This is a genomic window from Blautia sp. AM47-4, from assembly GCF_003479865.1.
In the GTDB taxonomy this organism is placed as follows: domain Bacteria; phylum Bacillota; class Clostridia; order Lachnospirales; family Lachnospiraceae; genus Fusicatenibacter; species Fusicatenibacter saccharivorans.
Map to the genome: position 1 here is coordinate 1 of NZ_QUHY01000027.1, position 25,329 is coordinate 25,329.

The following is a 25,329-nucleotide window of genomic DNA, read 5'->3' on the forward strand; positions in this document are numbered from 1 at the left end:
CGTGTCAAAAATTGACGCGGTTTTTTATTTGACAGGATAGACACAATGTGCTAAGATCTGAATGTGTCATTTTTGTGTCATGGGCTTTCGCAAAAATGGCGTATTTGCGGGCATTTTAGGCGGTAAGGGAACTTGACTTTTAATCAAGTTGTCCGGGGTTCGAATCCCCGATGCTTCACTAAATAACCCATAGAAAACGCCCATGGAGGTTTTCTATGGGGTTTTTCTTTTCTTGAAAAAATAATATGCGGTTATGACGGAATTGGCAGACGTGCAGGATTTAGGTTCCTGTGCCTTTCGGCGTGTGGGTTCGAGTCCCACTAACCGCAGAAAAATCCACAGCAGTAAAATGACAAAAATCAGATTCTAAATAATTGCAGCAAAAATATTCGCGCATCAAATATCTTAAAAACTCCAAACAGAACCGAAAATCAAATAGAGAATAGATAGAGGAAAAATGGTATGACAAGAGAAAAGTATGAGTCATTGCCTTTGAGCACGCTGAAAGCGCTGGCAAAATCCAGAAACATGAAGGGGATTTCCACCCTGCGGAAAGAAGCGCTGATTGAGCGGATGCTGGAAGAAGATCAGAAAGAAAACCAGAAAAACATGGAAGAGCCGACGGTTCTAAAAGAGGAAAAAAAGACGGAAACTGTACAGGATCAGAATCAGGAACCGCAGGAAAAGCGGGAGGACGGTATGGAGCGCCAGAATCGGGAAACCTCGGAAAACGGCACCGCACGCCCGTACCAGAGACCGCGGTATGTCCGCCGGGAAGAGCACAGTGAAAACGGAGAGCGCCAGGAGTACCGTCCAAGAGCGCCGCGTTTCAATGAGCGTAGATTTCAGGAACCACGGAATTATAATCAGAATAACCGTGAGGAAGAGCAAAGACAGGAGCCGCATCAGGAAGCAGGGCAGGAAATGAGACAGGAGCCGCTGCGTCAGGAAGCAAGACCAGAGACGAGACAGGAACCGCGTCAGGAAACCAGCACGCTCGACAGCGGCCAGGAGGCCTGCGGCATCCTCGAGGTCATGCCGGACGGATTTGGATTTATCCGCTCCGACAACTATATGCCGGGCGACAGCGATGTCTACGTTTCCCCGTCCCAAATCCGCCGTTTCGGACTGAAAACGGGAGATATCATCCGCGGAAACACGAGAGTAAAGTCCGCAACCGAAAAATTCAGCGCCCTTTTATACTTAAAGAGCGTCAACAATCTGCCGCTCGACCAGATCATGCGCCGCGGCAATTTCGAAGATATGACACCGGTCTTCCCGGATGAGCGGCTGCGCCTTGAGCGCCCGGGCGGAAGCATGGCGATGCGGATCGTGGATCTTGTAAGTCCGATCGGAAAAGGTCAGCGAGGCATGATCGTTTCCCCGCCGAAAGCCGGAAAAACGACGCTTTTGAAGGATGCGGCAAAATCCATCCTGCGGAACAACCCGGAGATGTATCTGATCATCCTTCTGATCGACGAGCGGCCGGAGGAGGTCACCGACATCAAAGAAGCGATCCAGGGCTCCAATGTGGAGGTTATTTATTCCACGTTTGATGAGCAGCCGGAGCACCACAAACGCGTGTCCGAGATGGTCATTGAGCGCGCGAAACGTCTTGTGGAGAGTAAAAAAGACGTTACGATCTTCATCGACAGCATCACACGTCTCGCCAGAGCTTACAACCTGACCGTTCCGCCGAGCGGCCGTACCCTTTCCGGCGGTCTCGATCCGGCAGCACTCTACATGCCGAAACGGTTCTTCGGCGCGGCCAGAAACATGCGTGAGGGCGGAAGTCTGACGATTCTTGCAACGGCGCTTGTGGACACCGGAAGCAAGATGGACGATGTCGTTTACGAGGAATTCAAAGGCACCGGAAACATGGAACTCGTGCTCGACCGGAAACTGCAGGAACGCCGCGTCTTCCCGGCCATCGACATAGCCAAATCGGGAACAAGAAGAGAAGATCTGCTTCTGACACCGGATGAGCAGGAGGCCGTTTACAATATGCGGAAGGCATTAAACGGCATGAAATCCGAGGAAGCCGTGGAAAATATTCTGAATATGTTTGCCCGCACCAGAAACAACGGCGAACTGATTCAAATTTTAAAGAAACAAAAAATAGTATAAGGCTTGCAATTTTCAAAATTGTGTGATACAATGAGAAAGCTGTGCAAGGTTGATGAGATTTTGTCAGCCTGAAATACGAAATCATCAGAGTAAATCTGAGAAGATAACAATATTAAGAAGAGGTGAATAAAATGAGAGAAGGAATCCATCCAGAATACCATCAGGCAACTGTTACCTGCAACTGCGGAAATACTTTCGTAACAGGTTCTACCAAGAAAGAGATCCACGTTGAGATCTGTTCTAAATGCCATCCGTTCTACACTGGCCAGCAGAAAGCTGCTGCAGCTCGTGGACGTATCGAGAAGTTCAACAAGAAATACGGCATGAAATAAGAATTGAATCAAGCAAGATGAAAAACGGGCTGAGGTTGGAAGATCTCAGCCCGTTCTTGCGTTACGGATGCAGAAAATCCCCTTTGAGGAGGTAAACGTAAATTATGAAATCATCCAATATTGGCGGCCAGGCCGTGATGGAAGGCGTCATGATGATGAACAAGGACCGCTATTCCGTCGCAGTACGCCGGCCGGACGGGGAGATTGAGGTTAAAGTAGAGCAGCACAAGCCGCTGACGAAGCACAAGGAGCTCTTAAAAGTTCCGATTCTGCGCGGTGTCTTCAGCTTTGCCGATTCGATGATCGTCGGCATGAGTTCCCTTATGTACTCCGCTTCGTTCTATGAGGACGAGGAGGAAAAGAAAAAGCCGGCGACGAAAGAGGAAGAGGAGCAGCAGAAAGCGAAAAAAGAAAAGACAGACAGGCTGATGATGTACGGAACCGTCACATTTTCCGTTGTCATCGCCGTCGTTCTCTTTCTGATGGTGCCGTACTTCCTGTCCGAACTGCTGCACAAAGCGGGAGCCGGAACGACACTGACCGCGGTGGCAGAGGCCTTTGTGCGTGTGGCACTGTTCCTCGGCTATCTGGCAGCCATTTCCCGTATGGAAGACATTCAGCGCGTGTTCATGTACCACGGCGCCGAGCATAAATGCATCAACTGCGTTGAGCACGGTCTGGAACTGAACGTGGAAAACGTCTTAAAGAGTTCCCGGGAGCACAAGCGCTGCGGAACGAGCTTTCTGATGTACGTCATCGTCATCAGCATCATCTTTTTCATGTTCATCCGGGTCGATTCCCCGCTGCTGAAAATTGTGATCCGCCTGCTTCTCATTCCGGTGATCGCGGGCGTTTCGTATGAAATTATCCGCCTGGCGGGAAAAAGTGACAATAAACTGGTCAACCTGATCAGTAAACCGGGCCTGATGCTGCAGCGCCTGACGACGCGCGAGCCGGATGCCGAGATGGCAGAGGTTGCGATCGCCGCTGTGGAGGCTGTGTTTGACTGGAGAGCGTATCTGAACGAAAACTTTGGTTATACGTACCCGGCCAAAACCGAAAAGAAAGAACATGAGGAGCCGTGACCGATGAGTGTGCACGATAGAAAAAACTTGAAATCTGCACTGGAATCCGCTATTCTGTACTTACAAAAGCAGGGGGTGGAGGAAGCCCGGCAGGACGCATGGCTTTTACTGGAGTATGTCTGCGGGATCAGCCACAGCACCTACTTTGTACACAGTGAAGATGAAATGCCAAAAGAACAGCAGGAGCAGTACGAAGCGCTGGTCAGAAAGCGCGGCGAACACATTCCGCTGCAGCAGCTGACCGGAGAGGCGTGGTTCTACGGAATTCCGTTTTTTGTGAATGAGCATGTACTGATTCCGCGGCAGGACACCGAGATTCTTGTGGAGGAAGCGCTCCGCGGCCTTCCAAAAGATGCACGGATTCTCGATCTCTGCACCGGTTCGGGATGCATTCTCATATCGCTTCTTGTAACGAGAGAGGACTGCACGGGAATCGGCGCGGATCTCTCCGAGAAAGCCTTACAGGTTGCGGAAAAGAACGGCGCACAGGTGGGCGGACGGGCATCGTTCGTAAAGAGCAACTTATTTGAAAACATCGAGGGAACCTTCGATGTGATCGCAAGCAATCCGCCGTATATCCGCACGGATGTGATTGAAACGCTGATGCCGGAGGTGCGCGACCATGAGCCGCGGATGGCACTCGACGGCAGTGCGGACGGTCTTGTCTTTTACCGGAAGATTACAGAGCAGGCAGGAAGCTATTTAAAAGAGGGCGGAAAGCTCTGTTTTGAAATTGGATATGATCAGGGAGATGAAGTGCGGGAGCTGATGGAAACCCACGCTTTGCCGATGTACAGGTTCTGAAAGATCTGGCAGGCCTGGACCGCGTGGTGACCGGTATCTGGCACAAAAAACCCTGACAGAAATGAATTTTAATTTTGACACCATAATGACATCATAAACAGACGAAAACAGCAAAAAGGAGCAGTCATTTTATGTTTGATAAACTTGATGATATCCTCATGCGTCTCGAGGAGGTACTGAATCAGTTAAGCGAGCCGGACGTCGCTGCCGATGCGGCGAAGTTCCAGAAGCTGATGAAGGAGCAGGCAGAACTCCAGCCGATCGCAGACGCATATAAGGACTATAAAACACAGAAACAGACCATTGAAGAGAGCCTGATGCTTCTCGAGGAGGAATCCGACGAAGAGATGCGCGAAATGCTGAAAGAAGAGCTCTCCGATGCGAAAAAACGCGTAGAGGAGCTGGAGCAGGAACTCAAAGTCCTGCTTCTGCCGAAAGACCCGAACGATGACAAGAACGTTATCGTAGAGTTCCGCGCAGGTGCCGGCGGAGACGAGGCGGCACTCTTTACCGCAGAAATCTGCCGTATGTACATCAAATACGCAGAGAGCCGCGGCTGGAAAACAGAGCTGACCAGCGCCGATGAAAACGGAATCGGCGGCTTTAAAGACGCAACACTTCTGATCAACGGAGCAGGCGCGTACTCCCGGATGAAGTACGAGAGCGGCACACACCGCGTACAGCGTGTGCCGGAAACCGAGTCCGGCGGAAGAATCCATACCTCAACCATGACCGTAGCGATCATGCCGGAGGTGGACGACGTCGAAGTACAGATCGACCCGAAAGATTACAAATTCGATGTATTCCGTGCTTCCGGAAACGGCGGCCAGTGTGTCAATACGACCGACTCAGCAGTCCGTCTGACCCACTTCCCGAGCGGCATCGTCATTTCCTGCCAGGATGAGAAATCACAGTTAAAGAATAAGGACAAGGCACTGAAGATTCTGCGTGCCCGTCTGTACGACTTAGAGCAGCAGAAACAGCACGATGAGATGGCCGAGCTTCGAAAGAGCCAGGTCGGAACGGGAGACCGCTCCGAGAAGATCCGTACGTACAACTTCCCGCAGGGACGTGTGACGGATCACAGAATCAAACTGACCTTATACAAACTGGACGCCATCATGAACGGCGATCTGGATGAAATCATCGACAGTCTGATTGCAGCCGATCAGGCCGCAAAGCTGAGCAGCATGCAGGAAGAAGCATAATAATAAACGCTGCGAATCACGATTGGTCTACAGGATCGATTGTTGATAGAATAAACAGGAGAAAAAAGGGGAAAAGAGAAAGGGAAAACGCTATGAAGAAAACAGCACTTGTGATCATGGCAGCCGGAATCGGCAGCAGATTTGGAAAGGGAATCAAACAGCTTGAGCCAGTAGGACCAAACGGGGAGATCATCATGGATTATTCCATCCACGATGCACTGGAAGCCGGCTTCAACAAAGTAGTCTTCATCATCCGCAAGGATCTGGAGAAAGATTTCAAGGAAGTCATCGGCAACCGCATCAGCAAAATCACAGAGGTGGAATATGCATTCCAGGAGCTCGATGATCTGCCGGCAGGCTTTGCAAAACCGGAAGGCCGTACCAAACCGTGGGGAACCGGCCAGGCCGTTCTTGCCTGCAAAGGTCTTGTAAAAGAGCCGTTTGCTGTTATCAATGCTGATGACTATTACGGAAAAGATCCGTTCGTAAAACTGCACGACTACCTCGTACAGGAGCATGATGTGGATGAAGTTATGCCGATCTCCATGGCAGGATTCGTGCTTGGAAACACCTTAAGTGACAACGGCGGTGTTACAAGAGGTGTCTGCGTCGTTGATGAAAACGGAAACCTGACCGGTGTCAACGAGACGAAAAACATCGTAAAGACCGCAGAGGGCGCAGGCGTTGAAAAAGAAGACGGAACGGTTGATCCGATCGACAAAAACTCCCTTGTTTCCATGAACATGTGGGGACTGCAGCCGGAGTTCATTGATCTTCTGGAGAAAGGCTTTGTTGAATTCCTTTCTGCACAGAAAGAGGGAGATGTAAAAGGCGAGTACCTCCTTCCGATCTACATCGACGAGCTGCTGCACGCAGGAAAAGCAGAAGTAAAAGTTCTTCCGACCGACGCAGAGTGGTTCGGCGTAACGTATCAGGAAGACAAAGCTTCCGTAACAGAAGCATTCCGCAAACTGATTGCGGACGGCGTATACAGCGAGAAGCTGTACGACTAATTACGATATTTTGTTATTTGAGTGAATAACCAGAAAAAGCGTGTTTGAATGATTGCAAAAAATTTCAGACACGCTTTCTGCCCGAAAGGGGAAAGGAGCATACCATGGGTAAATATTTTGGAACAGATGGATTTCGCGGAGAAGCAAACATTGATCTGACGGTTGAGCATGCATATAAAGTGGGAAGATTCCTCGGATGGTATTTCGGAAAAGACCACAAAGCACAGATCGTCATTGGAAAAGACACCAGACGCTCCAGCTACATGTTCGAATATTCGCTGGTAGCAGGACTGACCGCATCGGGAGCAGACGCTTATCTGCTGCACGTAACGACCACACCGAGCGTTTCCTATGTTGTCCGTACCGAAAACTTTGACTGCGGAATTATGATCTCCGCCAGCCACAACCCGTTCTATGACAATGGAATCAAAGTCATCAACGGCCTGGGACAGAAACTGGAAGCCGACATCGAAGCGCAGATCGAAGCCTACATCGACGACGGAACACCGAAGATCCCGTTCGCAACGAGAGAAGACATCGGACGCACCGTGGATTTTGCAGCCGGAAGAAACCGCTACATCGGACACCTGATCTCGATTCCGACAAAATCCTTTAAAACATGAGAGTCGGACTCGACTGCTCCAACGGAAGTGCCTCTTCCGTAGCCAAGAGCGTGTTTGATGCCATCGGCGCCAAGACATATGTGATCCACAACGAGCCGGACGGAACAAACATCAACCGCGGCTGTGGTTCCACCCACATCGAAGAGCTTCAGAAATACGTAAGAGAGAAACACCTCGATGTCGGATTTGCCTACGACGGAGACGCAGACCGCTGCATCGCTGTCGATGACCTGGGAAATGTGGTAGACGGAGACCTGATCATGTACGTCTGCGGTAAATACTTAAAAGAAAAAGGCCAGTTAAACGGAGATACGATCGTGACCACGATCATGTCAAACCTCGGTCTTTACAAAGCGTGTGACCGCGCCGGTATCCGGTATGAGAAGACGGCAGTCGGCGACAAATACGTGTGCGAGAACATGATGGCAAACGGCTATTCTCTCGGCGGAGAGCAGTCCGGCCACATCATTTTCAGCAAGCACGCGACGACCGGTGACGGAATCCTGACCTCCCTGATGGTGATGGAAGTGCTGATGGATAAGAAACTCCCGCTCAGCACCCTGACAGCCGAGGTAGTGATTTACCCGCAGCTCTTAAAGAATGTCCGCGTGGCAAACAAAGCAGCTGCAAAGGCCAACCCGGCAGTACAGAAAGCAGTAGAAGACGTAGCAGAGGCCCTGGGCGATGACGGACGCATCCTCGTAAGAGAGAGCGGCACCGAGCCGGTGATCCGTGTCATGGTGGAAGCACCGGACGACGCAACGTGTGCAAAATACGTAGACCAGGTTGTTTCTGTGATGCATAAAGAAGGACTTGTGACAGAATGAAAAAAAGACTGGTAATCTTTTTTCTGGCGGCGGCAATGGTGCTTGGCGGCTGTGAAAATAAAAATTCAAAGCTTTATAAAAAGGGCATCGAGGCGCTCGAACAGAAGGACTACGTAACGTCGATTGCGATGCTGGAGGGAGCCGTAAAGGCAGGCGACCGACTGGCGGAGAGCTACCGGTCGCTCGGCATCGCTTATCTGAAAAGCCAGGAGTATGACAAGGCAAAAGAGGCTTTCAAGAGCAGTCTTTCGAGCATGAAGCACAAAGACGCGGAGTTTTCGCGCGATGTCATGTATTACGAGGCGGAAACCTGCGTACAGGCCGGAGATCTGGATGGAGCCATTGAGATCTGCACCAATATTCAGGAAGAAAAGGCCGATGCCGATGCGCTGTTCCTTAGGGGACGCGCGTACTTCCTGCAGAAGAATTACGAGCAGGCGAAGGTGGATTTTGATGCGGCAGTGGAGACGAAGGAGAGCTATCAGCTCTGCCTTGACATTTACGAGCTGTATCAGGAGAGCAGCATGAAGGCGGACGGAGACCGTTACCTCGAAGCGGCAGTGAAGATTGAGCCGAAAACGACCGAGGATTATTATAACATCGGCTGCGCATACTACTATCTGGAGGAGCAGGACGAGGCGGTCAAAGCGTTCTCGAAGGCAATGAAGGACGGCAGCAGCGCGGCGATGGAAATGCTCGGCGAGGTTTACCTTTCCAATGGTCAGAACGACGAGGCGAAAGCACTGTTTTCTTCGTATCTTTCGACAGATGGCTTTGCGGCGGCAGCAAACAACGGGCTGGCGCTCTGCGCACTTGCGGAAAACGACACGGACAGTGCACTCTCGTATATCGAGGAAGGACTCAAAACGGCAGAGGATTCCGACCGGGAAAATCTGCTGTTCAACCAGATTGTATCCTATGAAAAACGGGCGGATTTTGATACCGCGAAGTCGCTGATGGCGGATTTTCTGGCAGCATACCCGGAAAACACCGCGGCGCAGCGGGAAAATACGTTTCTCCAGAACCGATAACAGACGGAGGAAGTTGGATTGTTTGATTTAAGAGAAGAACAGGAGCGCGTGATTCTGGTCGGCGTACAGGAAAACGGCGGCGCAAACGCAGAAGAATCGCTCGACGAGCTGGCGGAACTGGCCAGCACCGCCGGTGCGAAGGTGGAGGGCCGCCTGGTGCAGGTGCGAGAGGCCATTCATCCGGGAACGTACATCGGAAAAGGAAAATTAGAGGAATTGAAAATTCTGGTGCGCGCCTGCGATGCGACGGGCATCATCTGCGACGATGAGCTCTCCTCGATCCAGTTAAAAGGGCTGGAGGAAGCACTGGAATGCAAGATCATGGACCGTACGCTTTTGATCCTGGATATCTTTGCGGCGCGCGCCGTGAGCAGCGAGGGTAAAATCCAGGTTGAGCTGGCCCAGTTAAAGTACCGTGCGTCCCGACTTTCCGGCCTTGGCACATCGCTTTCCCGTCTCGGCGGCGGAATCGGTACGAGAGGACCGGGAGAGAAAAAGCTGGAAACCGACCGGCGCCTGATCCGCACGCGTATTACGCAGTTAAAACGTGAGCTTGAGGAAGTACGCCAGCACAGAGAGCTCCTTCGTGAAGGCAGAAAACGTTCCAAAATCCCGGTAGCGGCGCTCGTAGGCTATACGTCAGCGGGAAAGAGCAGTCTTTTAAATGCACTGACAGGATCGGAAATTCTGGCAGATGCAATGCTGTTTTCCACGCTGGATACGACGACGCGGTCACTGACCCTTCCGGATGGACAGGAAATCCTGCTGACCGATACGGTTGGATTTATCAATAAGCTGCCACATCATCTGATCGATGCATTCCGCAGTACGCTGGAGGAAGCACGGTATGCCGACTATATTCTCCACGTTGTGGATACGTCAAATCCGCAGATGGAGCTGCAGATGCAGGTCGTGTACGATACGCTGCGGGAACTGAAAGTTGAGGACAAAAAGATCGTCACCCTGCTGAACAAGCAGGATAAGCTTCTCGCCCCGATGGTTGTAAAAGATTTCCGGGCAGACGCGAGCCTTGCGGTCTCTGCCAAAACAGGACAGGGACTCGAAGACCTCAAAAATTTACTCTCCTCGTGGATGATGGAGGGAAAAATCTATATCGAGCGCCTCTATCCGTACGATAAGGCGGGAACGATTTCACTGATCCGCGGATACGGAATTCTGCTCGAAGAAGAATATCTGCCGGAAGGCATCCGCGTAAAAGCCTATGTACCGAAGGATATCTATCCGAGGGTATAGAGGTATGGCAAGCGGGCTTAAAAACGGCAGTACATCCCTTTAAGCGCCGTACAGCGCCGAAAAATGGAAGGGACAGAATACAAGTAAAAGTACCATATCTAGTGATGTTAGAAAATTTCACACTAGATATGGTACTTTTTACTATTGACGGGAGGAACATGCTCTGCTATCATATGGTTCAGACACTGCAAAGAGTGGAACCTTAAAAAGGCCTTGCAGAAACGGTTGAATTAACAGGAGGGATTCCATGTTTCAGGTAGAAAAGAGAGACGGAACGATTGCAGAGTTCCAGATGAAAAAGATTACCGATGCGATTGGAAAAGCATTCGGCGCAAAAGATATGCAGTTCAGCGATGACATGCTTCAGATGCTGGCACTGCGCGTAACAGCGGACTTTCAGTCCAAGATCAAAGACGGAAAAATTTCAGTGGAGGCAATTCAGGACAGCGTGGAGAACGTGCTGATCCAGTGCGGCTACGCAGAAGTGGCAAAAGCTTACATTCTGTACCGCAAGCAGAGGGAAAAAATCCGCAACATGAAATCGACGATCGTAGACTACAAAGAGATCGTGGACAGCTACGTAAAAGTAGAGGACTGGCGTGTCAAAGAGAATTCGACCGTAACGTATTCTGTCGGCGGTCTGATCTTAAGCAATTCCGGCGCGATCACAGCCAACTACTGGTTATCAGAGATTTATGATGACGAGATCGCCGAGGCACACCGCAACGCGGATATTCACATCCACGACCTGTCGATGCTGACCGGCTACTGTGCAGGATGGTCGTTAAAACAGCTCATCAAAGAAGGACTTGGCGGCATCAACGGAAAGATTACTTCTTCTCCGGCAAGACATCTTTCGGTTCTGTGCAACCAGATGGTCAACTTCCTCGGCATTATGCAGAACGAGTGGGCAGGTGCGCAGGCATTTTCTTCATTTGATACGTATCTGGCGCCGTTCGTCAAAGTGGACAACTTAAGCTACGGCGAAGTGAAGAAGTGCATCGAGGCGTTTATCTACGGCGTCAACACACCGAGCCGCTGGGGAAGCCAGGCACCGTTCTCCAACATCACACTCGACTGGACCGTACCGGATGACCTCGCGGAGCTTCCGGCGATCGTCGGCGGCAAGGAGATGGACTTCAAGTACAAAGACTGTAAAAAAGAGATGGATATGGTCAACAAAGCGTTCATCGAGACGATGATCGAGGGAGATGCCAACGGAAGAGGCTTCCAGTACCCGATCCCGACCTACTCCATCACATCCGATTTTGACTGGTCCGATACGGAGAATAACCGTCTGCTGTTCGAAATGACTGCAAAATACGGTACCCCGTACTTCTCCAACTACATCAACAGCGATATGAAACCAAGCGACGTGCGCTCCATGTGCTGCCGTCTCCGCCTGGATCTGCGTGAGCTTCGAAAGAAAACCGGCGGATTCTTCGGTTCCGGCGAGAGCACCGGATCGGTCGGCGTTGTCACTATCAATATGCCGCGTATCGCATATCAGTCCAAAGATGAGAAAGAGTTCTACCGCCGTCTCGATCATATGATGGATATTGCCGCACGTTCGTTAAAGACGAAACGTGAGGTCATTACCCGCCTCCTGGACGAGGGACTGTATCCATATACGAAACGGTACCTTGGAACGTTTGAGAACCACTTCTCAACCATCGGTCTGATCGGTATGAACGAGGCCGGCTTAAATGCCGCATGGCTCGGAAAGGGTCTGGAGGATCCGAAGACACAGCAGTTTACGAAAGAAGTTCTGAACCATATGAGAGAGCGTCTTTCTGATTACCAGGAGGAGTACGGCGATCTGTACAACCTTGAGGCAACTCCGGCGGAGTCGACCGCATACCGTCTGGCAAAACACGACCGTGCAAAATGGCCGGATATCAAGACCGCAGGCCATGAGGGAGATACCCCGTACTACACCAACAGCTCCCATCTGCCGGTGGACTATACCGAGGATATTTTCTCTGCGCTTGATATTCAGGATGATCTGCAGACGCTGTACACCTCGGGAACTGTCTTCCATGCGTTCCTTGGCGAAAAACTGCCGGATTGGAAAGCAGCAGCTTCCCTTGTGCGGAAGATTGCAGAGAACTACAAACTGCCGTACTACACGCTGTCCCCGACGTATTCTGTTTGTGCGAACGACGGCTATCTCGCCGGCGAGCACTTTACATGTCCGATCTGCGGAAAAGAGGCAGAGGTTTACAGCCGTATCACGGGATATTACCGTCCGGTCAAGAACTGGAACGACGGAAAACGCCAGGAGTACAAGAACAGAACTGTATATGATATCATCCACTCCAAATCGCCGGAGCAGAAAATGAAATCGTACGGTGCAGCAGAGAAACTGGCAGAGCAGGCCGCTGGAAAAGAAGAGCCGAAAGCCGCTGCAGCAGCAGATAAAATCGAGGAAGACGGCATGTACCTGTTCACGACAAGCACCTGCCCGAACTGCAAAATGGCAAAAGAAATGCTCGCCGAGGAGCAGTATGAGGTGATCGACGCAGAGCGTCACCCGGATCTTGCCGCACAGTACGGCATCATGCAGGCACCGACTCTTCTCGTTGTGGAGGACGGCCAGGCGCAGAAGATTGTGAATGCTTCCAATATCCAGAAATATGTGGATGAATATCTCTCCTAAATCTGTGCGCATATAGTTGCAGGAAAGAACAAACAGAGTTATAATAGGAAAAAGCGATACCCTCGCCCGGGCATCCCGGGTGGGGGTATTATTATGGCGCTGAGCACAGCAGAAATCGGCCCGGTGGACCGGTTTCACTTACAGAAGGGAGAAAAATTATGGGATACAGCCAGGACACAATCTGTGTACAGGGAGGATGGCAGCCGAAAAACGGTGAGCCGCGTGTACTTCCGATTTACCAGAGCACAACATTCAAATATGCAACCAGCGAGGAAATGGGAAAACTGTTCGATCTGGAGGAGGAGGGATATTTCTATTCCCGTCTGCAGAACCCGACGAACGACGTCGTAGCACAGAAAATCTGCGATCTGGAGGGCGGCGTGGCAGCCATGCTCACATCTTCCGGCCAGGCGGCAACGATGCTTGCTGTTACCAACATCTGTGAGGCAGGCGACCACGTTGTCTGCGCGGCAAAGGTTTACGGAGGAACCTCCAACCTGCTCGCCGTTACCTTAAAACGATTCGGCATCGAGACTACCCTCGTGGACCAGGATGCGCCGGCAGAGGAGCTGGAAAAAGCATTCCAGCCGAACACCAAAGCTGTCTTTGCCGAGACGATTTCCAACCCGGCAGGTGTTGTACTTGACATTGACAAGTTTGTTAAACTTGCACATGAGCACGGCGTTCCGATGATCTGCGACAACACCTTTGCAACCCCGATCAACTGCCGTCCGTTCGAGTTCGGTGTAGATATTGTCACCCATTCCACCACAAAATACATGGACGGCCATGCAATGGCGCTCGGCGGAGCGATTGTCGATTCCGGAAACTTCGACTGGGATGCGCATGCAGACAAATTCCCGGGCCTTACCACACCGGACGAATCGTACCACGGCGTGATTTATACGCAGAAATTCGGTAAAAAAGCGTATATCACAAAAGCAACCGCACAGCTGATGCGTGATATGGGAGCGTGCCAGTCCCCGCAGAATGCATTCCTGACGAATGTCGGTCTGGAGACCCTGCACCTGCGCGTGGAGCGTCACTGCAGAAATGCCGAGAAAGTGGCAGAGTTCCTGAAAAACCACCCGAAGGTAGCATGGGTTGAGTACGCAGGCCTTGCAGACAGCAAATACCATGCGCTGGCAGAAAAATACATGCCGAACGGAACCTGCGGCGTTCTCTGCTTCGGACCAAAGGGCGGAAGAGACGGCGCGATGCGCTTCACGAACGGCCTGAAAATGGTAGCAATTGTAACACACGTTGCCGATGCAAGAAGCTGCGTTCTGCACCCGGCAAGCCATACCCATCGCCAGCTGAACGATCAGCAGCTCATCGAAGCCGGTGTTCTGCCGGATCTGATCCGTCTGTCAGTCGGCATCGAGGATGTGAACGATATCATTGCAGACCTTGATCAGGCGCTTGCGAACGTATAAAGATACAAAAAACAGGATGTGAAAAGGAGCGTATTGGTAAAATGGAAGAAATGGCAAAGAAACGCGTAAAAGATTCTGAGACAGAGCAGTCGTATCTTCTGATGCACCGCCATATCAACGGCTATGGCCGTCTGTTCGGCGGCCAGCTGGTCGCGTGGATCGATGAGCTTGCCGGTCTGGTGGGACGCCGCCACTGCGGCCACGAAATCACCACCGCGTGCATCGACAATCTGAACTTCAAGCATCCTGCTTTTCTGAACGACACCGTCGTACTGGTCGGAAGAGTGACGTATGTCGGACGCACCTCAATGGAGGTGCGCGTCGACACGTACGTGGAAGAGCTTGCGACCGGCATTCGGAAAATGATCAACCGTGCCTACGTGGTGATGGTGGCCATCGACGAGAACGGCCGCGCACTTCCCGTCCCGGGCCTGATTCTGGAATCCCCGGAGCAGGAGGCCGAGTGGGAGGGCGGAAAACGCCGCTATGAACTGCGAAAAGAGCGTCACAGAGAGGGGTTCTAAGTTGACGTTCACCCGCACATTTGCAGAATCCACCGGAGCTGTCTTCGTGCATTCTGAAAATTTTATTTTAAGAAAATCCCGCCGTGTCCCTTGACAGGCGGGATTTTCCATGTTAAGGTAAAGGCAGTTATACGACTGACGGAAGTGGAAATGACCACAGGGAGTATAGCGTGAGAAGAGGCCGACCGTCTGGGCAGAAGAATGCTTGGGGGAGTGGGTCTGTTTTTTTATCCAAAAACAGAAAATCCCATTCCAGCCACCTTGAAAAGGAGATCAGAAGATGAAAAAAGTATCACTGGAACAGGAATTAAAAGGAAATGCATATCCAGGAAGAGGAATTGTGATCGGCAGATCCAAAGACGGCACAAAAGCCGTTGCCGGATACTTTATTATGGGCAGAAGCCAGAACAGCCGCAACCGTGTCTTTGTTGAGGAGGGTGAGGGAATCCGCACACAGGCGTTTGATCCGTCGAAGCTGGAAGATCCGAGCCTGATCATCTACGCACCAGTACGCGTTCTGGGAAATGATACGATCGTAACAAACGGAGACCAGACCGATACCGTATACGAAGGACTGGAGCAGGGAAAAACGTTTGAGGTATCCCTTCGAAGCAGAGAGTTTGAGCCGGATGCACCGAACTACACTCCTCGTATTTCCGGTGTGATGCACGTAGAGAACGGAACGTACGGCTACCAGATGTCGATCTTAAAGAGCAATAACGGCGATCCGTCCCAGTGCAACCGCTACACCTTCTCCTATGATAACTGTGTAGCAGGGGAAGGCCATTTCATCCACACCTACATGCACGACGGCAATCCGCTGCCAAGCTTTGAGGGTGAGCCAAAACTGGTCGAGATTCCGGATGACATCGATGCCTTCACCGAACTGCTCTGGAGCAGCTTAAACGAGGACAACAAGGTGTCCCTCTTCACACGCTATATCGACATTGCAACCGGCAAGTATGAGACAAGAATCGTGAATAAAAATAAATAAGAAATCGAGTGTTTTGCGAAAGGAGAAAATCATGAAAGAATTAGCGTTAAAATACGGATGCAACCCGAACCAGAAACCTTCCAGAATTTACATGGATGATGACAGGGATCTTCCGATCGAAGTATTAAGCGGCCGTCCGGGCTATATCAATTTTCTGGATGCCTTCAATGGCTGGCAGCTGGTACGTGAGCTGAAAGCAGCCACCGGTCTTCCGGCAGCAACTTCCTTCAAGCACGTTTCCCCGGCAGGTGCAGCCGTAGGTCTTCCGCTGGACGAGACCCTGCGTAAAATTTACTGGGTAGACGATATGGGAGAGCTTTCTCCGTTAGCATGCGCTTATGCAAGAGCCAGAGGCGCAGACCGTATGTCTTCTTTCGGCGACTTTATCGCACTTTCTGATGTCTGCGACAAAGACACCGCATCTCTGATCAAACGTGAGGTTTCTGACGGTGTCATCGCTCCGGGATTTACCGATGAAGCACTGGAAATCTTGAAAGCAAAGAAAAAAGGTAACTACTGCGTCATCAAAATCGACGAGAATTACCGTCCGGCTCCGCTCGAGCACAAACAGGTCTTCGGCATTACCTTTGAGCAGGGCCGCCAGGAGCTGCCGATCGACGATGAGCTGCTCTCCAACGTGGTAACCGAGAACAAAGAGATTCCGGAAGCAGCAAAACGCGATCTGAAGATTGCACTGATTACCTTAAAATATACCCAGTCCAACTCCGTATGCTTCGTCAAAGACGGTCAGGCCATCGGTGTCGGCGCAGGCCAGCAGTCCCGTGTGCACTGCACCCGTCTTGCCGGACAGAAAGCCGACAACTGGTTCCTGCGTCAGTGCCCGAAGGTGCTGGATCTGCAGTTCGTAGACGGCATCCGCCGCGCAGACCGTGACAATGCGATCGACGTTTACATCGGCGAGGAGTACATGGATGTTCTCGCAGACGGCGCATGGGAGAAGATCTTCAAAGTAAAACCGGAAGTCTTCACAAGAGAAGAGAAACGTGCATGGCTCGACCAGATGAAGGGCGTAACCTTAGGTTCCGATGCCTTCTTCCCGTTCAGCGACAACATCGAGCGCGCACACAAGAGCGGCGTCCAGTACATCGCAGAGCCGGGCGGATCGGTTCGTGATGACGCTGTCATCGAGTGCTGCAACAAGTACAACATGGCGATGGCATTTACAGGAATCCGTCTGTTCCATCACTAAAAAGAAATGCGTTTTATATTTATATAAGAAGAAAGAATCCGGTCTCTGGGCGGCCGGATTCTTTCTTTTTTTCGCACATGTATCATCAAAGAGAGAGTAGCACTTTCTGAAGAATAAAAAATAAGCAGGAAGAGGGCGGTACCGCCCTTTTTCTGTCGAAAACCCCTGTTCTTTTTCGGAAAAGTGTGATAAAATACCCCATGGGCGTATCTTTTGCCCGCTGCAAAAAGGAGGATGAGAAATATGCGGCAGATGGAATTTAAAATGGAGCGACAGGGACTTCTCGAGGAAGGCCAGGAAGTCAACGTGACAGAAAGCGCACTGCCTACCTCCTATTATTATACGATTACCCCGGCAGTGGCCATGAGCAGGAATTATCAGGCGTATGAGAGGCTGCAGTCCCGGAAGGGAATCGTAAAAGAAGTAAAAGAGACACCGAGAGGATTCTATACGGTAGTGGAGTTTGATGAAGATGAGCCGACCTGACGAGAACAAAAATGAGCACCCGGTGGTGCATCCGATTCCGCCGGTTTACCGCGCCGATTCCCGGATTCTGATTCTCGGCAGTTTTCCGTCCGTAAAATCCAGGGAGACCGGATTTTTTTACGGCCATCCGCAGAACCGTTTCTGGAAAGTGACGGCAGCCGTGTGCGGGGAAGAGGTGCCGCAGACCGTGGAAGAGAAGAAGGCGTTTCTGCTCCGGAATCATATCGCTGTCTGGGATGTGATCGCGTCCTGCGTCATCACAGGCTCGAGCGATGCGAGCATCCGCGATGTTGTGCCGAATCCGCTGCAGGACATTCTGGAATGCGCCGATATTCGGCAGATTTACTGCAACGGGGCGACCGCGTGGAAGTATTACCGGAAGTACCAGGAGAAGCAGCTGGGACGGGAAGCGGTTCGCCTTCCGTCGACGAGTCCCGCGAACGCCGCATGGTCTGTGGAGCGGCTGCTTGGCGAGTGGAGCCAGTGCGGAGAAGTCTTACGAAACGGAGAGTGACAGGATGAAAAAAGAGTACGAGACCGTCTGGGAGATTTTTAATGAGTGTGCCAATAATCAGATGCGGGACGTCTTTTTCGACGAGATCGAGACGGATGACCCGGAGGCGTATATCCGTCAGAAATTTCCGGACAAAAACTTAAAATATGAAAAAACGGTGGAAGCGGACGGATCTCTGGTCTTTGACATTGAGACCTCCGGCATCCGCCAGCGGTTTACGTTTACAGAAATCTGAATCGCGCAGAAAATACCAGAAAAGCGGAGAAAAAAACGATGAGTGAAGAAAAACACACGCATGTGCATGTGCTGGAAGACGGCACCGTGATCGAGCATTCCCACGATCACGCCCACGGGCACCATCATACAAATACAAAAGCAGTCTTAAACCGCCTCTCCCGCGCGATCGGACACATGGAGTCGATCAAGCGGATGGTAGAGGAAGGCCGGGACTGCACTGAGGTTCTGATCCAGCTGTCTGCCGTGAAGGCGGCCATTAACAATACAGGAAAAATTATCCTGGAGGATCACATTGAACATTGCATCGTCGATGCAGTCGAGCATGGGGACACAAAAGCGATTCAGGAGCTGAATAAGGCGATCGACCGCTTTGTCAAATAAGCAAGAAAAACAAGAAAAGAGGAAAGAAACATGGCAAAAGAATGCAGCAATTCGAGCTGTTCCAAAGAAAGCTGCGAAGGATGTCCAAGCAAAGCAGGACAGGGCAAACCGGATTTTCATATTGATCTGAATGCCGATTCTTCGATCAAACATGTCATTGGCGTTGTCAGCGGCAAGGGCGGTGTTGGTAAATCATGGTAACCGCATCTCTGGCAAACCAGAAAGCAAAAGAGGGCTACAAGGTTGGTATCCTCGATGCCGATATCACAGGACCGTCCATCCCGAAAATGTATGGCCTGAAAGGACCTGCAAACGTAGATGACAAGGGCGTTTACCCGGCAGTTGCAGCAAACGGCGTAAAGGTAATGTCCATCAACCTCCTGCTTCCGGGCGAGGAAGAGCCGGTCATCTGGAGAGGACCTGTCATCGCAGGAACCGTAAAACAGTTCTGGACCGACGTCATCTGGGGCGACCTGGACTATCTCTTCGTCGATATGCCGCCAGGAACCGGTGATGTTCCGCTGACCGTTTTCCAGTCTCTTCCGGTAGACGGCGTAGTGATCGTATCTTCCCCGCAGGATCTGGTGCGCATGATCGTCATGAAAGCCTACAAGATGGCACAGATGATGAGCGTTCCGGTGCTCGGTATCGTAGAGAACTACAGCTACCTCGTATGTCCGGACTGCGGCAAAAAGCTGTCCATTTTCGGCGAAAGCCACATCGATGAGATCGCAGCCGAGATCGGCGTGCCGGTTCTCGGCAAAATGCCGATTCATCCGGAGTTTGCCGAGCTGGTGGACGAAGGAAGATTTGCAGAAGTGGATAACACCGATATTGCAAAGATCAACATCTAATCATTAAATATAGAAGCAAGTAATGGCATGAAAAACTCGTTTTTCCTTGATTTTACAAGGAAAAGCGGGTTTTTTTGACAAGATTTTTACGTTTCTTTTGGCAAAAACTATTTTATTTTAAACGGATTTTGTGTAACCGGTTACACACGACTGCGCAAATGAGACAAAAAGCGACAAATATGAAGGGTTAATGAGAAAAACTTGCATAAAAAACATGCATAATATGGCAAAAACAAGGAAATAAATTCAATATTGACATTTAAAGAGAAAAAGTGCATAATCTACCTCAACGATAGGAAAACAAACAGCTATTGATTAAGAAAGAGGTGAATCGTATGTCACACTGCGTAGTAAGACTCAATGGAACTGAGGAAGTAGAGGAGTTTGTAAAAGCAGCTTCCAAATGTGATTTTGATATTGACATTTTTTACAACCGCGTTATTATTGATGCAAAATCCATTCTTGGCATCCTCAGCATGGATCTGAACCGTGATCTCACCGTACACTGCTATGGTGACAGTCCGGCATTCAATAAAACCCTGCAGAAATTTGCTGTAGCATAAATTTTATTAAGGGAAACGAAAAAAATTCAGCCTGCGCCGCCAGCGAGAGTAGAGACAGAATTTGCGCAGGGGACTTTCTGAAGAAAAACTAATCACACGAGACACATAACTTCAGAGAGAAAAAAGGAGACTGTTGCGGCAGTCTCCTTTTTTCTGTATAATGATAACTATTCAGAGCCATGCGAAATTCCAGAAAAGGACACGAATCATGCTTGCATGAATGAGCGTTCTTTTCTGGAATTTCATATGGCGAGAAGCCACATCGAGATGCAGCGCAGCGGAATCGAGATGGGGCTCTGAATAGTCTGGTTAGAAAAGGAGCGGGCTAGTGGAAGAGAAGAAGAAAGAGATCCGGATTTCCGTGCGGAATCTGGTGGAGTTTATTCTGCGCAGCGGGGATCTGGACAACTCGTCGGGAGGTTTTGGCGAGCGCGATGCCATGCAGGCGGGAACGCGGGTGCATCAGCAGATTCAGAAAAAACGGGGCGCCGATTACCGTGCGGAGGTTCCGCTGGTTCACGAAAAAGAATATGAGCATTTCATTCTGCGCGTCGAGGGAAGAGCAGACGGCATGTACGAGGACGGAACCACGACCGTGATCGAGGAGATCAAGGGAACGTACCGTGACCTCGAAACGATGGAAGAGCCGGTTCCGGTACATCTGGCACAGGCGAAGTGCTACGCTTACATCTACGGCCTCAGAACCGCAAAGAGGAGATGGGCGTGCTGATGACGTACACCCTGCTCTCCTCCGAGGAGGAAGGCCTTCTGCGCCCGCTCACCAAAGAAGAGGTAAAGCCGGAGCACTCCAACTGGCGCATCCGCCATTTTCTGCAGACGTACAAGCTCCCGGAACTGGAGCAGTGGTTCGATGAGCTACTCGACGCCTGGTTTATCTGGGCGGAATTCCAGTACCAGTGGCAGAAAGCGCGAGATGCCTCAATGCAGCACCTCGAATTCCCCTTCCCGTACCGGAAAGGCCAGCGGGAACTGGTGAGCGGCGTCTACCGTACCATTCTGCGGAAAAAAGAACTCTTCGTCCAGGCGCCGACCGGCATCGGAAAAACAATGTCCACGGTCTTTCCGGCCATCCGCGCAATCGGAGAGGGCTGCGGCGACCGTCTTTTTTATCTGACTGCGAAAACCATCACCCGTACCGTGGCAGAGGAGGCGGTCTCCATTCTAAAAGAGAAGGGACTGCAGTTCAAAGCAATCACGCTGACCGCAAAAGAAAAAATGTGCATCCTCGATGAGCCCGAATGCGATCCGATCCACTGCCCGCGCGCGAAAGGTCATTTTGACCGGATCAACGCGGCGGTGTACGAGATGCTGACGGAATGTGATTCCTACACAAGAGAGGAAGTCCTGCGCCAGGCGGAAAAATGGAACGTCTGCCCGCACGAGTTCCAGTTTGATGTGGCTTCGTGGGTGGACGGCGTGATCTGCGATTACAACTATGCGTTTGATCCGACCTCGAAATAAAACGCTTTTTCGCAGAAGGAACGAAGGGTGACTACATCTTTCTGATCGACGAGGCGCACAACCTGGTCGAGCGGGGCCGCGATATGTTCAGTGCCACGCTCGTCAAAGAGGAGATTTTAAAGGTCCGCCAGCTCCTCCGCCCGTATGCACCGGGCAAAAAGCTCGAGAAGGCGCTGAATCGCTGCAATCACCAGATGCTCGTCTACAAAAGAGAGTGCGATTCCTGCACGGAGCTGGAAAGCGTATCGACGTTTCTTATGATGGTCAATCAGCTGCTGGAAGAACTGGCGGGCTGGCTGGAAGCGCATAAGACAAGCGAAATCCGGAAGCAGGTTCTGGAATTTTACTTTAACTTGCGAAATTTTTCCGAGATTTACAATCTAGTGGATGAAAATTATCTGATCTACACGAGTTATCTCGATAACGGCGATTTTGCACTGCGCCTGTTCTGCGTCAACCCGGCGGAGAATCTGCAGCAGTGTATCAACCAGGGGCGGTCGGCCGTCTTCTTTTCCGCGACGCTGCTGCCGGTGCAGTATTATAAGAAGATGTTCAGCACGAATACGGACGATTACGCGATTTACGTGGAGTCCCCGTTTGATCCCGCGAAGCGGTGTCTGGCGATCGGAAGCGAGGTCAGCACGAAGTATCAGCGGAGAAACCGCGCAGAGTTTGAGAAGATCGCTGCCTATCTGAACGAGATGATCCAGAGCCGGAAGGGCAACTATATGGCGTTCTTCCCGTCATACCGCCTGATGCAGGATGTCTATGCGGTCTATGAGGAACTGTATGCAGATGAAAACGTGACCTGCCTGATCCAGGAGTCGGCGATGCGGGAGCAGGAGAGAGAAGCGTTTCTGGAAGCGTTTGCGAAAGACAACGAGAAAACGCTGGTGGGATTCTGTATCATGGGAGGCATTTTCTCGGAGGGAATTGATCTGGACGGGGAAAAGCTGATCGGCGCGGCCGTTGTGGGAGCCGGAATCCCGCAGGTGGGGCCGGAGAGAGAACTTTTAAAGCAATATTTTGACCGCAGCGGAGAGAACGGTTTCGACTACGCGTACCGCTATCCCGGCATGAATAAAGTATTGCAGGCGGCAGGGCGCGTGATCCGTACGACGGAGGACACGGGTGTGATTCTGTTGCTCGACGAGCGGTTCCGAAACCGGGAGTACCGCGAGCTGTTCCCAAGAGAATGGGAGGACTGCCGGATTGTGCAGCGCAGCAGCCTCCCGGAGGTAATCCATTCGTTTTGGGAGAGGGTGGATTGTGAGAGCGGATCAAAAGCCGGGCAGCAGGAAATGAAATCTCGGTGCAGCGCTGAACGTTACGTGTGATCCGCGCGGTTCCGGTATTCGCTCGGCGAGCAGCCCATCTGCTGCCGGAAAATTTTAGAAAAATAGGCAGGACTGGAAAATCCTGTCTGTTCCGCTACGGAAGTGATACTGGCCTGGCGCTCGAGAAGGAGCGGCAGGCTTTTTTCAATACGGTAATCGAGAAGATAGTCAAACAGGGATTCGTTCATGCATTTCTTGAAAAAACGGCAGCATTCACTGCGGCAGATGTGGATCTGTGCGGCGAGATCCTCGAGCGTCAGATGCTCCATATAATGGCGGTGGATGTAGTCGAGCAGAATGCGGAGCCGCTCAACATCACGCGCTGCCGCCGTGTTCTGGGATTCACCGGAAAACGATGCGTGGCGGTAAATCTCAATCCAGATCGACAGCAGAAGCTCCTGGATTTCCATCTCAAACGCGGACGGCTGTGAAAGCGAGAGGTCGTAGATGCGGTGCATACAGGCAAGTACCTGGTTCTGCCAGTCGATCTCCGGCGAAAAGACGATGGAGGCGAGCTGCATATCCGTCAGCACCGGTTCGACGTAGCGCGTCTGGATCACACTGTTTGAAAAACCATAGAGAAAGCGCGGGGCGAACGTGGTTGAAATATAGACGCAGTCCATCCCGTCGATCATGTGGCCGCTGTGAAGCGCATTCGTGTTGCAGAAAATGCCGTCCCCTTCTTTTAAGACATACGATTTGCCGTTGACCTGATATCCGATCTGCCCCGAGAGGACAAACGTCAGCTCAATTTCCGGGTGCCAGTGCCAGGAAAAGGAGCCGCGCTCGTAGCGGGAGAGCTGTTCGTAACTGATGTTGACAGGAAATTCATAGCTGCCGTGGGCCTTCAGTTCACGGTTTTCTTTATCCATGCGGATCTGCATGAAACGTACCTCCAATCCATAAAATCCGTTAAAAATCATACGATAAGTAAAGTATGCGGCAAAAAGGGAAAAAAAACAAGAAAAAATCGAAGATCATCTCAATATAATTATCGTTTGCCCAAATATTGTTGTTGCAGATGGGCGTATGGCTCACTATAATGATACTTAAGAAGATAAGAAAAAACACACAACACACACAACACACAAAACGAAACCACGAAAACAACACACCAAAAAGAAAAGGAGACAACAAAATGAAACAGCAGGTACTGGATTGTTTTGCAAAACTGTTCGGGGGAGAGGGCGACATCCGCACCTACTTCGCACCTGGACGTGTGAACCTGATCGGTGAGCACACGGATTACAACGGAGGCCACGTGTTTCCATGCGCACTGACCATCGGAACCTACATGGCAGCAAGAAAACGTGACGACAGAAAGCTTCGTTTTTACTCTATGAACTTTGAAAAACTCGGCGTGGTAGAATCTTCTCTCGATGAATTCCTGATGGGAAAAGAAGGCAACTGGACCGCATATCCGAAGGGAATGATGTGGGCATTTTGCCAGAAGGGCTTCCCGGTAGAGCAGGGCTTCGATATCGTGCTCTACGGAAACATTCCGAACGGCTCCGGCCTTTCCTCTTCCGCATCCGTTGAGACCGTAACCGGCGTAATGCTGCGTGACATGTTCGGCTACGACACCATCTCCATGATCGACATCGCTCTGTACGGCCAGTTCTCCGAGAACAACTACAACGGCGTCAACTGCGGTATCATGGATCAGTTCGCCATCGCCATGGGCAAAAAGGACTGTGCGATCTTCCTTGACACCAGCGATCTGAAATATGAGTACGCACCGGTTAAACTGGAAGGCGCAAGAATTGTCATCTCCTGCAGCAACAAGAAACGCGGCCTTGGCGACTCCAAATACAACGAGCGCCGCAGCGAGTGCGAGACTGCTCTGGCTGAGATTCAGAAAGTCAAAGACATCAAGAGCCTTGGCGAGCTGACCGAGGAAGAGTTTGAGGCAGTGAAAGATGCCATCAAAGATCCGGTCCGCCAGAAACGTGCAAAACATGCTGTTTACGAGAACCAGAGAACCGTTCAGGCCGTTGCAGCTTTAAAGGCAAACGACATCGCAAAATTCGGCGAGCTGATGAACGCATCCCACGTTTCCCTGCGTGATGACTATGAGGTAACCGGCATCGAGCTGGATACTCTTGTGGAAGAAGCATGGAACTGCCCGGGTGTCATCGGATCCCGTATGACAGGCGCAGGCTTCGGCGGATGCACCGTCAGCATCGTAAAAACAGAAGATATTGACAACTTCATCGCAAAAGTAGGCGCAGCTTACAAAGAAAAAATCGGCTATGCCGCAGACTTCTATGTCGTAGACATCGGAGACGGCGCAGGCGTATTAAAATAAGAAATAAAAAAGCTGGATCGGCAGCAGGGAGGAAGCTACA

The 25,329-nt window shown here is 51.1% G+C and carries 19 protein-coding genes, 2 tRNA genes, 4 pseudogenes and 1 riboswitch; of the genes and pseudogenes, 24 read left to right on the forward strand and 1 reads right to left on the reverse strand.

The window, feature by feature from the left end; translation table 11 throughout:
* The first annotated feature begins 108 nt into the window (after positions 1 to 108).
* The 23 genes and pseudogenes from DW965_RS14980 (at position 109) to DW965_RS22650 (ending at position 22,981) form a co-directional block, all read left to right on the forward strand.
* Positions 109 to 178: transfer RNA gene (locus tag DW965_RS14980), tRNA-Lys, on the forward strand.
* A gap of 69 nt (positions 179 to 247) precedes the next feature.
* Positions 248 to 329 (forward strand) — tRNA-Leu (locus DW965_RS14985).
* 133 nt (positions 330 to 462) lie between these two features.
* Positions 463 to 2,127, forward strand: coding sequence for a transcription termination factor Rho (gene rho / locus DW965_RS14990; RefSeq protein WP_117760503.1), 1,665 nt, complete (start codon positions 463 to 465; stop codon positions 2,125 to 2,127).
* Positions 2,128 to 2,258: 131 nt separating this feature from the next.
* Positions 2,259 to 2,459: a 50S ribosomal protein L31 gene (gene rpmE, locus DW965_RS14995; RefSeq protein ID WP_022462139.1), complete on the forward strand. Its 201-nt coding sequence runs from the start codon at positions 2,259 to 2,261 to the stop codon at positions 2,457 to 2,459.
* A 104-nt stretch (positions 2,460 to 2,563) separates the two neighbouring features.
* Entirely contained in the window at positions 2,564 to 3,544 is a 981-nt protein-coding gene (locus DW965_RS15000) for a DUF1385 domain-containing protein (RefSeq protein WP_117760502.1), read from the forward strand.
* A 3-nt stretch (positions 3,545 to 3,547) separates the two neighbouring features.
* Positions 3,548 to 4,404, forward strand: a pseudogene (prmC, locus tag DW965_RS15005) (peptide chain release factor N(5)-glutamine methyltransferase).
* A gap of 75 nt (positions 4,405 to 4,479) precedes the next feature.
* The gene (gene prfA / locus DW965_RS15010; RefSeq protein WP_022462136.1) at positions 4,480 to 5,556 is read left to right on the forward strand and encodes a peptide chain release factor 1; all 1,077 of its coding nucleotides are present in this window, start codon (positions 4,480 to 4,482) and stop codon (positions 5,554 to 5,556) included.
* 92 nt (positions 5,557 to 5,648) lie between these two features.
* The gene (locus tag DW965_RS15015; RefSeq protein WP_055219722.1) at positions 5,649 to 6,569 is read left to right on the forward strand and encodes a nucleotidyltransferase family protein; all 921 of its coding nucleotides are present in this window, start codon (positions 5,649 to 5,651) and stop codon (positions 6,567 to 6,569) included.
* Positions 6,570 to 6,673: 104 nt separating this feature from the next.
* Positions 6,674 to 8,019, forward strand: a pseudogene (glmM, locus tag DW965_RS22245) (phosphoglucosamine mutase).
* Positions 8,016 to 9,050 (forward strand): tetratricopeptide repeat protein, encoded by a 1,035-nt coding sequence (locus DW965_RS15025; RefSeq protein WP_055219726.1) that lies wholly within the window; start codon positions 8,016 to 8,018, stop codon positions 9,048 to 9,050. Before glmM ends, DW965_RS15025 begins: the two are co-directional and overlap by 4 nt.
* An 18-nt stretch (positions 9,051 to 9,068) precedes the next feature.
* Positions 9,069 to 10,304 carry a GTPase HflX gene (gene hflX, locus DW965_RS15030; RefSeq protein WP_055227015.1) on the forward strand — a complete coding sequence of 412 codons (1,236 nt, stop codon included), beginning with the start codon at positions 9,069 to 9,071 and terminating at the stop codon, positions 10,302 to 10,304.
* A 247-nt stretch (positions 10,305 to 10,551) separates the two neighbouring features.
* Positions 10,552 to 12,963, forward strand: coding sequence for a ribonucleoside triphosphate reductase (locus tag DW965_RS15035; RefSeq protein WP_055227013.1), 2,412 nt, complete (start codon positions 10,552 to 10,554; stop codon positions 12,961 to 12,963).
* 158 nt (positions 12,964 to 13,121) lie between these two features.
* A complete protein-coding gene (locus DW965_RS15040) occupies positions 13,122 to 14,399 on the forward strand; it encodes an O-acetylhomoserine aminocarboxypropyltransferase/cysteine synthase family protein (RefSeq protein WP_022463108.1) in 1,278 nt (425 codons plus the stop codon).
* A 41-nt stretch (positions 14,400 to 14,440) separates the two neighbouring features.
* The gene (locus DW965_RS15045; RefSeq protein WP_022463109.1) at positions 14,441 to 14,923 is read left to right on the forward strand and encodes an acyl-CoA thioesterase; all 483 of its coding nucleotides are present in this window, start codon (positions 14,441 to 14,443) and stop codon (positions 14,921 to 14,923) included.
* A gap of 121 nt (positions 14,924 to 15,044) precedes the next feature.
* A riboswitch (ZMP/ZTP riboswitch) is annotated at positions 15,045 to 15,125 on the forward strand.
* 78 nt (positions 15,126 to 15,203) lie between these two features.
* Positions 15,204 to 15,917, forward strand: coding sequence for an IMP cyclohydrolase (locus DW965_RS15050; protein WP_022463110.1), 714 nt, complete (start codon positions 15,204 to 15,206; stop codon positions 15,915 to 15,917).
* Positions 15,918 to 15,948: 31 nt separating this feature from the next.
* Positions 15,949 to 17,127 carry a phosphoribosylaminoimidazolecarboxamide formyltransferase gene (locus DW965_RS15055; RefSeq protein ID WP_117760499.1) on the forward strand — a complete coding sequence of 393 codons (1,179 nt, stop codon included), beginning with the start codon at positions 15,949 to 15,951 and terminating at the stop codon, positions 17,125 to 17,127.
* A 243-nt stretch (positions 17,128 to 17,370) separates the two neighbouring features.
* Complete coding sequence (locus DW965_RS15060; protein WP_022463113.1) at positions 17,371 to 17,613, forward strand: hypothetical protein; 243 nt, start codon at positions 17,371 to 17,373, stop codon at positions 17,611 to 17,613.
* The gene (locus DW965_RS15065; protein WP_022463114.1) at positions 17,600 to 18,127 is read left to right on the forward strand and encodes a DNA-deoxyinosine glycosylase; all 528 of its coding nucleotides are present in this window, start codon (positions 17,600 to 17,602) and stop codon (positions 18,125 to 18,127) included. The genes DW965_RS15060 and DW965_RS15065 overlap by 14 nt, the downstream gene beginning before the upstream one ends.
* Positions 18,128 to 18,131: 4 nt before the next feature.
* On the forward strand, positions 18,132 to 18,362 hold the full coding sequence (locus DW965_RS15070) for a hypothetical protein (protein WP_022463115.1): 231 nt from the start codon (positions 18,132 to 18,134) through the stop codon (positions 18,360 to 18,362).
* Between the two features lie 38 nt (positions 18,363 to 18,400).
* The gene (locus DW965_RS15075) at positions 18,401 to 18,745 is read left to right on the forward strand and encodes a metal-sensing transcriptional repressor (protein ID WP_055219739.1); all 345 of its coding nucleotides are present in this window, start codon (positions 18,401 to 18,403) and stop codon (positions 18,743 to 18,745) included.
* A gap of 30 nt (positions 18,746 to 18,775) precedes the next feature.
* A pseudogene (locus DW965_RS15080) lies at positions 18,776 to 19,599 on the forward strand (P-loop NTPase).
* Between the two features lie 335 nt (positions 19,600 to 19,934).
* Positions 19,935 to 20,162 carry an HPr family phosphocarrier protein gene (locus DW965_RS15085; RefSeq protein ID WP_022463118.1) on the forward strand — a complete coding sequence of 76 codons (228 nt, stop codon included), beginning with the start codon at positions 19,935 to 19,937 and terminating at the stop codon, positions 20,160 to 20,162.
* A gap of 328 nt (positions 20,163 to 20,490) precedes the next feature.
* Positions 20,491 to 22,981 (forward strand): annotated as a pseudogene (locus tag DW965_RS22650) (ATP-dependent DNA helicase).
* On the opposite strand, the gene DW965_RS15105 reads toward DW965_RS22650, so the two are convergent.
* Positions 22,972 to 23,865 (reverse strand): AraC family transcriptional regulator, encoded by an 894-nt coding sequence (locus DW965_RS15105; protein ID WP_055219743.1) that lies wholly within the window; start codon positions 23,863 to 23,865, stop codon positions 22,972 to 22,974. The pseudogene DW965_RS22650 and the gene DW965_RS15105 overlap by 10 nt on opposite strands.
* A 254-nt stretch (positions 23,866 to 24,119) precedes the next feature.
* Between DW965_RS15105 and DW965_RS15110 the strand changes: the two genes are divergently transcribed.
* On the forward strand, positions 24,120 to 25,289 hold the full coding sequence (locus DW965_RS15110; RefSeq protein WP_022463121.1) for a galactokinase: 1,170 nt from the start codon (positions 24,120 to 24,122) through the stop codon (positions 25,287 to 25,289).
* Positions 25,290 to 25,329: the final 40 nt, after the last annotated feature.